General features: G+C 30.3%; 6 protein-coding genes. 1 reads left to right on the forward strand and 5 read right to left on the reverse strand.

All coding sequences use genetic code 11. From position 1 onward, the window contains the following. Positions 1-8 precede the first annotated feature (8 nt). The 4 genes from dnaK to tal all read right to left on the reverse strand — a co-directional run bounded on the left by dnaK (position 9) and on the right by tal (position 5,346). Positions 9-1,934, reverse strand: a complete 1,926-nt coding sequence (dnaK, locus tag ABN256_RS05625) for a molecular chaperone DnaK (RefSeq protein ID WP_196553498.1) — start codon at positions 1,932-1,934, stop codon at positions 9-11. 482 nt (positions 1,935-2,416) lie between these two features. After that, complete coding sequence (gene mog / locus ABN256_RS05630; RefSeq protein ID WP_072069470.1) at positions 2,417-3,004, reverse strand: molybdopterin adenylyltransferase; 588 nt, start codon at positions 3,002-3,004, stop codon at positions 2,417-2,419. A 221-nt stretch (positions 3,005-3,225) separates the two neighbouring features. Further along, positions 3,226-4,209, reverse strand: coding sequence for an SEL1-like repeat protein (locus ABN256_RS05635; RefSeq protein ID WP_072069471.1), 984 nt, complete (start codon positions 4,207-4,209; stop codon positions 3,226-3,228). A 183-nt stretch (positions 4,210-4,392) separates the two neighbouring features. Further along, positions 4,393-5,346, reverse strand: coding sequence for a transaldolase (tal, locus tag ABN256_RS05640; RefSeq protein WP_072069472.1), 954 nt, complete (start codon positions 5,344-5,346; stop codon positions 4,393-4,395). 304 nt (positions 5,347-5,650) lie between these two features. On the opposite strand from tal, the gene yaaA reads away from it, so the two are divergent. After that, positions 5,651-6,430, forward strand: a complete 780-nt coding sequence (yaaA, locus tag ABN256_RS05645) for a peroxide stress protein YaaA (protein WP_072069473.1) — start codon at positions 5,651-5,653, stop codon at positions 6,428-6,430. A gap of 67 nt (positions 6,431-6,497) precedes the next feature. Here the strand turns inward: yaaA and ABN256_RS05650 are convergent, their stop codons facing one another. Then, positions 6,498-16,211, reverse strand: coding sequence for an Mcf1 protease effector domain-containing protein (locus tag ABN256_RS05650; protein ID WP_349439251.1), 9,714 nt, complete (start codon positions 16,209-16,211; stop codon positions 6,498-6,500). Positions 16,212-16,221: the final 10 nt, after the last annotated feature.

The raw sequence follows: 16,221 nt of genomic DNA on the forward strand, positions 1-16,221 counted from the left end.
TAAGGGCATTATTTCTTGTCTTTACCGTCAACTTCTTCAAATTCTGCATCGACAACATCATCATCTTTCTTCGCACTTGCATCTGCGCCAGCAGCATTACCTGCAGCACCAGCTTGTGCTTGTTGTTGTGCGATTTCTAACAGTTTCTCAGAAGCTTCAACTAATGCTTTAATTTTTGCTTCGATAGCGTCTTTATCTTCACCTTTAGAAGCAATTTCTAACTCACTTACCGCTTTTTCGATAGCTTCTTTATCGTTCGCTGGTAATTTATCACCTGCTTCTTCAATTTGTTTACGAGTACCGTGAACTAATTGGTCAGCTTGGTTACGAGTTTGCACTAATTCTTCAAATTTACGGTCTGATTCTGCGTTGGCTTCTGCATCACGTACCATTTTTTGGATTTCTTCTTCATTTAAACCAGAAGAGGCTTTAATTGTGATGTTTTGCTCACGACCACTGTTTTTATCTTTAGCTGATACATGCAAAATACCATCAGCATCGATATCAAAAGTAACTTCGATTTGTGGCATACCGCGTGGCGCAGCCTGAATACCATCTAAGTTAAATTGACCCAGTGATTTATTATCACTAGCACGTTTACGTTCACCTTGTAATACGTGAATAGTTACTGCAGATTGGTTATCTTCTGCGGTAGAGAACACTTGGCTATGTTTAGTAGGAATTGTGGTATTTTTTGCAATCAGGGATGTCATTACACCACCCATTGTTTCGATACCTAAAGACAGTGGAGTTACGTCAAGTAACAGAACGTCTTTAACATCACCCGCTAATACACCGCCTTGAACAGCCGCACCCATTGCAACCGCTTCATCTGGGTTAACGTCTTTACGTGGTTCTTTACCAAAGAAGTCAGCAACAGTTTTCTGAACCATTGGCATACGAGTTTGACCACCAACCAGAATAACGTCGTTAACTTCACTTACTTTCAGGCCTGCATCTTCTAATGCAACACGTACTGGTTCCATTGAACGCTTAACTAAATCTTCAACTAAAGATTCTAGTTTTGCACGAGTTACTTTGATATTTAAATGTTTAGGGCCTGTTGCATCGGCAGTAACGTATGGCAAGTTAACATCTGTTTGTTGTGCTGAAGATAATTCAATTTTCGCTTTTTCAGCAGCTTCTTTCAGACGTTGCATTGCTAATGGATCGTTACGTAGATCAATGCCTTGTTCTTTTTTAAACTCATCAACTAAGTAGTTAATTAAACGGCTATCGAAGTCTTCACCACCTAAGTGAGTATCACCATTGGTTGACAGAACTTCATAGGTTTTTTCGCCATCTACTTCATCGATTTCGATGATAGAGATATCGAATGTACCACCACCTAAGTCATAAACTGCGATAGTACGGTTACCAACTTCACGATCTAAACCGTAAGCCAGAGCAGCTGCTGTTGGTTCGTTAATAATACGTTTAACTTCAAGACCTGCGATACGACCCGCATCTTTAGTTGCTTGACGTTGCGCATCATTAAAGTAAGCAGGAACAGTAATCACTGCTTCAGTAACGGCTTCACCTAAATAGTCTTCTGCTGTTTTCTTCATTTTTTTCAGGACTTCAGCAGATACTTGTGGCGGAGCCATTTTATCGTTACGAGCTTCAATCCAAGCATCACCATTATCAGCCTTAATAATTTTGTAAGGCATGATAGCGACGTCACGTTGAACTTCTTCATCTTCGAAACGACGGCCAATTAAACGTTTGATGGCAAATAAAGTATTTTGTGGGTTAGTCACAGCCTGACGTTTTGCTGGCTGACCAACTAAGATTTCACCATCTTGTGCATATGCAACGATTGAAGGAGTAGTACGATCGCCCTCACTGTTTTCAATAACCCGAGCAGTTTTGCCATCCATTACAGCAACACAAGAGTTAGTTGTACCCAGGTCAATACCAATAATTTTACCCATTTAAACGCCTCCAAAGAGAATTCTTTATCAATTTGACTACCAATCTATATGAGGATGAATATTCATTTTTCAAGTCAAAAATTAATAGACTTAACAATATCATTTCAAAGCGGATATAAAATCAACGCAACTCAATAGTGGTAATTGCAGTTGAAAAGAAGATGGGGTCATAAATACATTCATCAAGGGGAATCATAAAAAAAAATGCAAAAAATGCGAAAAAATTGGATCAGCCATGTCTAAATAAATTAAAATTTATTATTTATCAAACAGTTATATAACACGCAAATAATATCATGACGAATTAACACACAAACTTTAAGACTTAACTCAAAACACAATCATAATTAATTGAAAATTAAGACTTTTAACAAACAAAAAAGAAAAAGAGATTGAATAGAATGAGGTTATTTTTGTACTACTTGAATACAGTACGAATTCCAAGCATTCATACAAACAGTTCAAATAACCTCTTAAATTATTTATGCAGAAGTAGAACGGCGGGCTGATTTTGGTCTAAATGCTGTCACAATATCTTCGTTTGTTTCAACGTAAGGGCCATCTAACAATTGGATACAATAAGGCACGCTCGCAAAAATACCACTAACAATCACTTTGCCTTCGCTGTCTTTTAACCCTTCTAACGTTTCTGCAATCGCTTTAGGTTGTCCGGGTAAGTTTAAAATTAATGCTTGGTTACGAATAACCCCCACTTGTCGGGATAAAATTGCAGTAGGTACAAATTTCAAGCTAATTTGGCGCATTTGTTCACCAAAACCAGGCATTTCTCTATCTGCAATGGCCAACGTCGCATCAGGAGTAACATCACGGCGTGCAGGCCCCGTTCCTCCCGTTGTTAGTACTAAATGGCAACCTGATTCATCAACAAGTTCACAAAGCGTTTGCTCAATCATCAATTGTTCATCTGGGATCAAACGAGATTCGATATGAAAAGGCGTTGTTAACGCAGTTTTTAGCCAAGCCTCTAAAGCGGGTAAGCCTTTATCTTCATAAACCCCACTTGATGCGCGATCAGAAACAGAAACTAACCCTATGCGTAATTCGTTCATATCAACCTCAATTAATCAATGACCATCTAACTTGCGCGCAGATATTACCATGAGAACACAAGAGAATTAAAAATAATCTCATTATATTAATGATGTTTAATATTTGATTATTGAGGACGGATAATAAAAATTGATAACTCTCTATTTTATTTATCGTTAACTAAAATAGAAAAAGAGAGCATAAGCCCCCTCTCTTTAATCCTAAATAATATTAATCAATATCATTCATCAATATATTTAGCTATATAAGATGCCGCTAAACTTTTAGCTTCTGCTAATTGTGCCGCATTTAATGCACGAGCAGTGCGTTTTAGCATTGCTTCATCACCATCGCCATTTTCAACAGCAACAGTAAACCATGCATAAGCTTGTTTCAGATCACGTTTAACACCTTTGCCGTAGTAATAGTTTAACGCAAGATTATTTTGTGCAAGACCATTACCTTGAATAGCTGATTTTCTGTACCATTCAACGGCTTTACGTGCATCTTTAGCCACACCATCACCTTCATCGTACATCACACCTAAGTTATTTTGTGCGTCACGATTACCTTGGTTTGCAGCCTTCGTATACCAGAAAACAGCTTTAGCACCGTTACGCTCTACACCCTCACCGTCATCATAAGAGACAGCAAGATTATATTGCGCATCAGAGTGGCCTTGTTCTGCTGCTTTCGTATACCAGACAACCGCTTTTTCATGATCTTGTGCTACACCGATACCTTCATCATAAGAGATACCGAGATTGTATTGCGCATCACTATCACCTTGCTCGCCAGCTTTAGTATACCAATACACGGCTTTCTCATGATCTTGCTCTACACCATCACCATCGTCATAAGAAACAGCAAGGTTGTATTGTGCTAAAGAAACGCCTTGAACCGCAGCTTTGTTATACCAATAAACTGCTTTTTCTGCATCGCGATCAATATCATCGCTCATGTCATACATAAGTGCTAAGTTTAACTGCGCTTCAGCATGACCTTGCTCTGCAGCTTTGGTATACCATTCCAGCGCTTTTTGTGCATCTTGTTCAACACCTTCGCCATTCTCATATTTTACGCCCAATTGATATTGAGACGCTGAGTTTCCACCTTCAGCACTTTTTTCAATTGCAGGTAAAGAGAAAGCGGTTTTACTCTCTGCCATTGCAGCGCCACCAAAAAATAACGATGCAAGTACCGTTGCCAAGACAATCTTTTTCATAATTCACCAATAATAAATAGAGTATTTTAATAATATATTTTTATAATTATTACTGGATAAATAATATATTCCAATCAATTTAATCTTAAAATCTTCTTAAATGTTATTTTGAGAAGAAAAAAATGAAAATACCCACCTATAAAAGATGGGTATTTAAGATTTTTATAAGAATTTAACGACGAATTATAATAAATCCGCAATCATTTTCTCTAATTTTTCCTGATCGACAGCAAATTTACGAATACCGTCAGATAATTTATCTACTGCCATTGGGTCTGCATTATGCTCCCAATAGAATTGTGCTTCAGTGATAGCTTCTGGACGTGCTTTCACTTCACCTTTATAAGATAACTTATGTTCAACTTCACCTTCAGCTTCTGATAATTCTTTTAACAGTGCTGGTGCGATAGTCAGGCGATCACAACCTGCTAATTCTAAAATCTCACCCATATTACGGAAGCTTGCGCCCATAACTACGGTGTTGTAACCGTGTTGTTTGTAATAGTTATAGATTTCAGTCACAGAAATAACACCTGGATCTTCAGCAGGTGCAAATTCTTTTTTATCTGTATTAGCTTTATACCAATCCATGATACGACCAACAAATGGAGAAATTAGGTAAACACCTGCTTCAGCACATGCACGCGCTTGAGCGAAAGAGAACAGTAAAGTCAGGTTACAGTTGATACCTTCTTTTTCTAATTGCTCTGCGGCACGAATACCCTGCCAAGTAGATGCTAATTTGATAAGAATACGATCGTTGCTAATACCTGCATCGTTATAAAGCTTCATTAAATGACGCGCTTTAACAATACAAGCTTCAGTGTCATAAGAAAGACGTGCATCCACTTCTGTTGAAATACGACCAGGGATCAGTTTTAAAATTTCTAAACCGATATTTACTGCCAGTTTGTCACAAGCATCAACGATTTGTTGTTCACGAGAATCGCTTTGTGCGCGTGCCCATTCAATCGCTTCATCAATTAATTTACGATATTCAGGAATTTGAGCTGCATTTAAAATTAAAGATGGGTTGGTAGTTGCGTCTTGTGGTTGATACAGTTTCATTGCTGCAATGTCACCAGTGTCAGCAACAACCGTTGTCAGTTTACGCAAAGAAGTCAATTTGTTGGTCATTTTGTTTATCTCATCTACTAGGTAAATCTGTTTGCAGTCACCTGCGGATATCTATTGATAATAACATGGACTGCTCACACTACAAGACGCTTAGATTCATACAAAGCAATTATTTGAATGCCAAACGTTTTCGCAAAGCAAAAGCGGAAAAAAACAGAAGAAGATCATAAGCTGAATCGTTTAATTTGTCGATTTTTACGACAAATTAGCAAAATCATTGTTTTTTCCTATTGCTATAATTTAGTCTATCATCGAAAGAATTTGTTATATTCAGTCAATATTAAAATAACGTACCGAGGGAATTATGCTAATTACTATTTCACCAGCTAAAACACTGGATTTCGAATCGCCTTTAGCAACAACGCAGTTCACCCAACCTGAATTGCTAAAATATTCCCAGCAACTTATCGAAGAGTGCCGAAAATTATCTTCAAGTGATATCGCTAGTTTAATGAAAATAAGCGATAAATTAGCAGGATTAAATGCAGCACGTTTTGGTGAGTGGCAACCTAATTTCACACCAGAAAATGCACGCCAAGCTATTTTAGCATTTAAAGGTGATGTTTATACAGGCATGCAAGCTGAACTCTTTTCTGAAGATGATTTTCAATTTGCTCAACAACATTTACGCATGCTTTCTGGCTTATATGGTGTATTGCGCCCTCTGGATTTAATGCAACCTTATCGCCTTGAAATGGGAATAAAACTAAAAAATAAAAAAGGGAGTGATTTATACCAATTTTGGGAAAACACCATTACAGAAGCGTTAAACAAAGCGATTGAAGCACAAGGTGATAACGTTTTAGTTAATTTAGCCTCTGATGAATATTTTAAATCAGTTAACCCGCAAAAACTCAATGCTGAAATTATTAAGCCTGTTTTTCTAGATGAGAAGAATGGGAAATACAAAGTCATTAGCTTTTACGCTAAAAAAGCGCGCGGATTAATGAGCCGTTTTATTATTCAAGAAAAACTCACTGACAAAACACAACTTAAAGAATTTGATTTAGAGGGTTATCAGTTTAACTCAGCAGAATCTGAAGGTAACACCTTAGTGTTTAAACGCGCAGAGCAATCTCTTTAATGAGCAAAGCCCACATTAAAATGTGGGCTTTATTACTGTTCTCTAATGCAAAATCAATACATAACGATCAATTTAAATGATTAATTATGACGGGTAATAATGACCAATCAGGTGTACTAGGAAGCTGCCCCCCGACCATCGAGGAAAGTTGTGTCTGATTAAATTGTGCCATTTCATAAATAATTGCCGATAAATTGACACTGTCTACTTCTTTTGCTTTCTGCTCAACTTGACATGAGGGTGAACTTTTGAAGTATTGATCTTTAATAGTTAACGTAAATTGATTATCCTGAGAACGTAATATTTCATCATCTCCTTCTCGTAATGAGATTAACGGTTTATTTTTATCAACCCCAGTAATAAATACCCTATTATGGCCTTGGTTATCCATGATAACCACATTTCCTTCACGTTGTGCTACCACGTAAATATCATTACCTACACTACCGCTCAGATAATCATGACCTTTATCTGAAATAAGTAAGTCATTACCCTCACCACCATAAAGTTTATCATTTCCCTCTTCGGCTAGAAGAATATGATGCCCTTTTTCTACAATCAATATATCATCACCGGCTCCCCCCGAGATCACTGAACTTGCTTCATTATGATTAATGACAATATCATTCCCTTCAAATACATCGATAATTGGTAATAATTCAATATTAGGAATATCTTGCTGTTTAAATGTCTGAGATAACAAAGAGGGATCAGCATTATGATGGTATACGCCCGATCCATTCCTAAGAAATTCATTAAATATAATATTATTTTGAATAACTAAATTATCATCACCCGATGATATTTCAAAAACATCAGGTACTATAGGAACAAGTAATCCATTTTCTTTATATTTATTAGGTAAAGAAAAAACCTTACTATCTTTATCAATAATACGAAATGTTAAATTTTTGAATAAATTATTTTTTAATAATATTTTATTTATATCTAAATATAGATGTCCATTAGGATTGTAGCGATGAGCAAGAATACCGTTATCTAACTTAAGCTCATAACCACTGACATCGGAAAGAATAATATTAGCACTGCTTTCTTTACTTTCGTCAAAATTAGAGGAGTTAATAAGTATATCAATATGCTCACCATCAATGTTCGCAATAAATGTTTTTAATTGATAAGCATCTTGTCCATTACTCAGTTTTATTTTTGAATTTGGAGTCACTGAAAAATAAGCATTATCATCAGCACTACCTTCTAAAGTAAAGGAAATAGCCTCACCCAAAGCAACACCGCTATATTTTAACTCAGGTAATAAGCTATATGTTTCATTATAATGAGAAAAAGTTGCTATAAGCTTTTTTTTGACTTCATCCAAATAAAAATGTGTCATTTTCTCCTTACGTTTTGAATAATTTTCCAAATAGCTAAAATTAAATAACACATTATTATTTGGCATCAAATTATCATTTATTGTTAACATAAAACCATCATCCGTAATCAAGTTATAATGATGATTAACTTCAGTACTTGTAATATTTTTATATACATTTTTTAATCTAATAAATGTTGGGATAATTTTATTTTCTTTATCCGAAAGAATTATTTTATTATTAATTTCAATAATAAGATCTTCTTTATCACGAGTTATTTTTTTTATATCATTAAAGTAGTGCTCTAACTTTACAACACTATTGCTTTTATTTTTTATATTTTCAAAAAGAGTAATATTAATCTGTTTTCTATCACTGTAATGTTCTGGTGCCAATGCGACAATATAAGTGTCATCGCCATCTCCTCCTTCAGCAATCCCTTCGACTAACCGAATGACATCATTACCTTGATGACCATAAATCGTGTCATTACCCGATACTCCATCAAGATAATTATCTTGGTTATTACCAACCAATAAATCGTTCCCTTTATCACTGCCAATTACATTTTCAATACTGTCTAAATAAGCAATAACTTCATGAGATTGCAATTTTATATTCGGCATTGTATCAACAATCACTTTTGGAGCCCGTGTTTGTGTCTTTTTATCATGATAGAGATAAATTTTAGAGCCAAAATTAAGGCTATTAGAGGGATTAAGTACATGAGTAAATTTTACGAAATTTGCCAACAAATTTACTTCATAACCTGAATGTATTTTTGATTTTTCAGCAATGCAAAGTGTATCATTACCTTCTCTCCCATAAAAACGGCTCGCAAATTGCGGAGATTTTGTCGTGTAAAGATTAAAAATATCATCTTTAATTCCTCCGCTTAACCGTTTAGTGCCATTATAAATATCAAAGGTATTTTTTGCGTTTTTCGGAGCTGCTATAATGTCATTACCATTTTTAGTATTAAAATAGAAATCTTCATTTTCTTTGATTTGATAATAATCATAATAAATTTGCTGATTATTAACACAGTGTAACTCTTTATTTAAAATTTTTTTCAATGGCAAGATCTTATTTTCCGTCATAGTAATTTTATTGAGAAATTCATCATCAATCATTTCTAAATGACGAGCATCTCCTTTTTGAGGGACTATATCTATAGTATATTTTTTTAGTTGATGGATATAAAAATCAAGATCAAATATCAGTGTTTCATCTGTCTTTATTGCTTCTTGAGGTTCATAATATTTATACTTTGTTTCCTTTGAAACAAAATAAGGGAATAACTTTGCAAAGTTCTCTGCATCTTCTTTAGACATCAATTTAGCTTGATTTTCTGCAATAAAAGTTGCTATTGGAGGGATCAATAATCCTGTTGGATCATTAAATAATTCATACACGACTTTATAATAATTTTTTTCTTTATAAAGATAGTCTTCATTCGTATAAAAATATTTACTATTAGGATTATATTTTATTAATTGTTGATAATAATCCAGACTGGCTTTTTCCGTTGATATTTTAATCGATTCTTTAGTCTCTAATAAGGTAATTTCATTTTGTTTTTTGGCGGCAATCTTGCCAGTAAACGCGGCAAGAAAACCACTTTCTATTTCCTCCCATACAGTAAAAGAAACTTTATTTTTTGCTTCTTCAACAACACGTACCGCATTATAAATAGTCGTTATTAATGCAATGGCGGCCCCCACAACAATCCCTATAGGACCAGCAACAGTGCTTCCCGCCAAAATAGCAATAGAAACACCAATAGTAGCTAATGCTGATACAATAGCGAACGTACCGTTAACAATGTAATCATCACGTTTTCTCGCATTCGATTCTGATGATATTCGACTGAAATTATCGTACATGTTATAAATATCAAATCCCACAGAAAGTAGGTTTAATGCCATTCCCACACGAGTACTCATCTTTCCAGCATATTCCAAAGCATTTGTACGGTGTTTTAACATGCCTTTTGCTACCGCAATTTCAATGATTTCAGATAACCCGTTATAGGTCATTTCTGTCCATATTATGGCAAGATTAGCGCGGATCTCTTTTCGCTGATCTTCGCTTAAATTGTTATCCTTTAATAATTCCATCATATTTAAAGTTGAATTTATAGATTGCCATATACCAAAAGTAATATTTCCATAACCAATACCAGATATAATTTTCATATAACGTGGTATTTTTAAGGTTGGATAACGTAATTTATCCCAATAGTTTTTATTTACGTCTACTTCATTTAATTCAATAATTTTTGCTAAACGCTCTTTTGCTGCTAAATAATCCATTCGGTTTATATCTGGTGAAAGTATTGAAGTAATATTTTTTTCTTTTTGATTTAATTGCTTTTTTAATAAAGAAATGATGGCATTATCATCATCACTACCTGATGCAGATAAGAAAAAATCATTAAGTTTATCTGCATAAAAGGTTAGCTTTTCATTTTTCAATGAAAATACTTTTAGATCTGTTTTTAATATAGGTACATCATTAACATAACATCCTAATGAAGATAATATTTTTTTATTAATTTCAATATCATCAATTTTAATTGTATTTTTATTATCAAAATCAAGTTTTATCTCTTTCCCCATAAGTGCGAACTTATTAAATAATGATATTGATTTAGTATCAAATTCGCTAATATGATAAATAGAACCTACTGTTTTATTACCCTCAGTTCTATTTTTATAACTAATGTTATTTATTAAATTTAGTAAATCAGAGGTTATTTTATTTTTATCATGACCTATTATTTTTATATTACCGACCTTATTAATAAAAACATCAAATATTATTTTCCCTTCAGGAGAAATATTAATGGTTAAATTTATTTTTTCGCGATCTATCTCTAAGATATAATTCCCTGGTTTTAGTCCAATGATTATTTCATCTAACATGCCATAATTTAAGTGTTTAATATTTTCTTTTAGATCTTTACTCTCTGAAAGTGTTGAAAGCAATGTTTCAAAAAGAGATAAGTAGTTCTCTTCATGACTATTAATGTTATCTATCGCATTTTTATAATACAATTCTTCGATCATAGACAAGTGATCAATGCGCTCGACTTTATCTCTTATTTCACTGGATAAGTAATTAAATAAAATTAAAGAAGAGAAGTTTTCATTACCTGAAAAAGAAAAATATTGAGGTAAATTTAAAAGTTGCTTTTGAAATTTATGATAACTATTTTTTTCTTGTTTATTTAAATCAGTAATGAATTGTGTAGTGATTTTTTTAAGATCTGTAGTTTCATTAATTTTTTGATTTGCATCATTGAAATTAGTACTTAGTGAATAAAACAGCATCATATCTAGTTGATTAATAGTATATAAATACTTTTCTTGTGTTGATACTATTCGTAAAATCTCACCAATTAATTCATCCCCAGATAATGAAAAGAAATCAGATAATAATTGTTTAGAATTTTCTGATAGCTTTTTTATTACTCTGGGATCATCATTAATAGAACTAATTAATATTTTTATAGATACAATTTTATCTTTATTAAATAAGTCATGAACCTTATTATCAAATATATTCATGAAATTATTTTGATCAACATCATTAATAACAAATCGATTGAATCTCTTACTTACTAATGGATCATTAATTATTTCAATTAATTTATTTTTTATATCTTCATGAGATTCAGAATGAAATAATTTAGAAAGTTCATCATAATATTTATATACTGAATAATCTATCGAAAATTTATGATAAATAATTCCATCAATAATTTCACTCGGTATCGCTAACTGAATTATTCTAGTTTCATCAATTAACATTTCATTTGTTATGTGTCTTTCAAAATCCTTATTAGAGTTAGTCATAATATCTAATTTATGTAAATCTAGAGGTTCTGTAATAAATTCCCTCATAGATTTACCATTTTTAAATTTAAAATTAATTAATGCCTCTGCGTTAATACTTAATATTTTATCAAACAAAAAATCGTCTGATTTTATTTTTTCTAATTTATATATTTTTTTAGCATTAATATCATCACCGTAAAAAAATTCTGTTAAATAATGTTTAAACTTATTTTCTTCTGAAAATTCAGCTAAGCCAAAATTAGGATCGTACAATCCATAATTAGAATTATTTTTATTGCCCCATACAAATAAAGCATGATCTTTCGTATAAAGTTGTAAATAATTAGAAGATGCATTCTTATTATTAAAAAGACGATGAAAAATAGAGCTTAATGTTAGCTCATGAGTTTCTTGCTTAATACCCTCGGTGATTGAAGATAACGATAAATTACCACGACTAAGCTCTTGAAGTATAGAAAGTAAATTTTTCGTTGACTCATTTAATTCTAATTCATTATTTATTATTTTCTGTTTATTTATATCAGCATCAAAAAAATCAATTAACCAAGCCAGCTTTTTTAAAAATAATTGGCCACTTTGCTGATTTCCTTGATGCTCAAAATATTTCACTCCTGCAAATAACATACTTAATGATTCACAAAACCCTTCACCTCCCTCTTTTAATTTTGATAAAACAATCTTTTGAGGAAAAGAGAGAGATAATGCTTTACTATCAACCATTCCTTTCTTCTGAACTTTATTAAATAACTGAACAAATCGCTTTCTTTGTTTACCTAATTCTTCAAGACTTAATACTCTGTTATCTATTTCTCTAAGCAGTGCTCCTAGCTCCTCCATTTTTAAATTATATTTATTTTTTTCTATATAATTTAAAATATCATTTTCAGTCATATGACTTGAGAAATCATTAATAAAGTTAACAATTTTATTTCTATATCCAAATAGAAAATCGTTATCCTTTCTATAATCAGGATAAATAGAATTTATTTTTTTATATATTTTATTTGCATGATAAACACGATGATATTTTTTATTTTTTTCGATCGATGATATAGATTTTTCCGTCACCACTTCATTTAATATAAAGTCATTTATTATTTTATTTATTATATTTTTAGCATCAACAGGATCACTATAAATAAGTGTTCCCTCAGTAGATAACATTATTTTATCATTGCTAATTTTGTATACTGGCACATTTATTTTTTGAGCAATGCCTTCAATAAATTGCTCACTATAAATAGAATTATAAATATTTTCTTTTTTACCTATATAAATAATTTTTTCGCTTGGAATGGTATTTTCATAGAGAGTATCGTATACATATTCAATTTCTTTTTTCTTCTTTACAATTTTACCAAAAACCCCCTCACTCTCCTCATAACTAATCATTGTGAATTTTATTTTTTTATCCTTACAAAAAGAGATAAATTCTTCTAATTGTGGATATTTTTTAAATAAATTATTTATTAATTCATTCTTCACGCCTGTGATATTAAAAAATCTAATTTCTTGATTTAGATCTGTGGGAAAAATATCAATAAAAACATGAGATATATCATTATTTAAAATAATATTCTTATTATCTAATAAATATTTAATTATTTTATCATTATATTCAAATAATACATTATGAGTATCTAGTTCAGAAATATATAGTTCAATTGATTTATTTATTAACTTCTCTGGATCTTCTTCTTCAATATAAAATCTATTTGGGAAATATTCCGCATCATTATCTTCCTTATAGATACTTTCTAATTCAGAGATCTCTTTTTGTAATAAAAAATCTTTATAAGTTTGAGTGGAATATGTGCTAATATAGATTTCATTATAAGTTTTATCTTTATAAATTATTTTTTTATCCAACTGATTTTCTATTACTTCTAATAGATAATTAATTGCAGGATCTTCCCTGTTATTATTTAATTGATTATAGGTAATATTAGTATAAACTTTATCATTTGAAATGATAAAAAAACTGTCCTTTATATATTTAATACTGATCCCATCAATAATATTTTTTATATTTTCATTTTCTAACATGAAATAGTAGTTTTTATAATTTATTTCATCGACATTAATTCCATTATTTAATAAAAAATTACTCTTTATATTATTATAAATAAAATCACTGATACCAAAATAACTTCCATTATTCTCTGACACAATGATTTGATAAATTCTAGCTGCTACTGAGCTATTTTTTGATGCTATAGATAAAAAGTTATCTTTATTAATATTTACAAAATAATTAAAAATCTTACTTTCTAATTTTTTGTATATTTTATTTAATATTTCATTAACTGGGCTATTTTCATATTTTTCAATATAATCAGGAATAAATTTCAACAATTCAATACTAGCAACAAGCTTATTAAAATAAACATTTCCATGTAATATTTTAAGATTAGATAAAATAGCTGACAATCTTATTTTTGACTGCCCCCTTGCTAAATCTTTATTTATGTTAATTAAATTCTCAAAATAATTATCTTGAAAATCTATATATCCTTTATTATTATTTTCTCTTACACTAGGGAAATTAATTAATGTTGGTGTGATAATAACTTCGCCATCACTATCTTTGCCTAAAATCATTTTATTTATTGATTTATCATGGGTGATTTTATCAATATTTTTTTGAATATATAAAATAGTTTCATTAATAGAATCACTTTCAATACTTACTTCTATGATCCTATTATTTTCTAATATTTCAATAATTAATGTATTCCCATCAATTAATTCAATTACTTTCCCTTTAATATTATCTTTAAATTCTAAAGAAAAACCTATTTTTTTTAAGTTCTCAACTAAATTTTTATTTTTTTCTGCTAAACTTTCACTCCATTTAGTTTGGTAAAATGGGTTACTATTTTCTTCACACTCAACAATCCCAATATATTTTTTTCCTTTCCTAATTATGGGTTTATAATTAGACAACAACCATTTAAACTTATCTTTAAAATCATCAAAATGATAGAATTCAAATACTCCCAAGTTTGCATCAAACAATGAAAGAAAATATTCTTTCTCTGTATACACCTTTAATGAAAAGGCAATGTTATGAACATCAGTTTGTATATGTGAATAATAGTTTTTTTTATTAATTATATTATCCATGATGATATTTAAAAAATCATCTATAGTTGATTCCCTTCGTTCTTTTAATGTTAATCCCATACTATAAATATATTGACTAAAATTAATCTCTTTATTATTAAACATCTCTCTTGGATCATAAATATATAAATCAAGATATTCTTTATATTTTTTAACCCTCCAATAATCATCATAATGTGAAAACTGAGAAGATTGAGAATAAAATATTTTTTTTGTTTCCTCCATTAGTCTCATTAAATTGTATTCAACTTCATTATTAATTAAAATATTTTCCAATGCTTTTATTTTTTTATTTTTAGTATTAAAGTCAAGTAACTCTGCGCATTTTTTCAACCATATAATATAGTTAGTTCCATATTCCACACCATTATTTCTTATTTCTAATAAATAGTTCATACTTAACCCATAACAGAGCCCTCCTATCGCTTCATCATGCGAGAATTCATAGGTCGATTCAGCCGTTCCCAGTATACTAATATGTTCCATTATATTGCTCATTGGTATAATGAAATCACTATCTTGATTAAATTCAATGTATCTATTATTTTTTGAAATCTTCGTTTTTATCCATTTATTTCCTTTTTGACTAAAAATGGTTTCAATTCCATCATCCGCCTCTTTATAATATTGCATTGCTATATTTATACTTAACTCTATAGAGTCACTATAAATATGTAATATTGTTTCTATTTTTTTCTCTTTATTTTTAACAATAAAAACAGATTTACTTTTGTTAGATTCTATCATTCTTAACGTATAATTATCATCCAATTCTCCTTCACCTTGTTTTTTTATGCTTTCTACCCATTCATTAAGCATAAAGTCTTTATTTACAATCCAATCACTTCTATAATAATAATTATTAATAAATTCATATTTTTGATATGAATTTACCTTTAAAGTCTCTAACTTATCTATATCTTTTAAATTTATAATGACATCACTAACCAAGTCACTTTTGGTATTAAAAAATTTAACAATATTATCAATAGAATAAATCGATATATAAACACCCTCACCTTCATTTATATAACAATAATAATACCCATTATTAGTAACGATACTATGAACACCATCATTTTTATTTTGAAAATATGTTTCTATTTTATATTTCTTTACTAATGAAGGTTTCATTTCCTTTTGTTTTTTATAATTAAAAATAAGAGTATTTATATTTAAATTAATATTTTCTTCTATTTTTTTTATGACATAATTCTCAATTCTATTATTTTTAACATTCAAATCATATAAATCAATAGTATTTTTAATTTCTAATAAATAATTATTGGAAAAATATTCTCCTTTATCTATTAACTTATTTATATAACTTAATAACAGCGCATTTTTGATTACATCATTATTAATATCTCTATTTCCAATAATTTCTCTTATAAACCTTTCAATATCATTTGAAATTTCATTAATTATGTTATTTATTACAATACTTTTATTATTTTTCATATTTCATTTC

This window comes from Proteus sp. fly-1008 (assembly GCF_040140305.1).
GTDB lineage: Bacteria > Pseudomonadota > Gammaproteobacteria > Enterobacterales > Enterobacteriaceae > Proteus > Proteus vulgaris_B.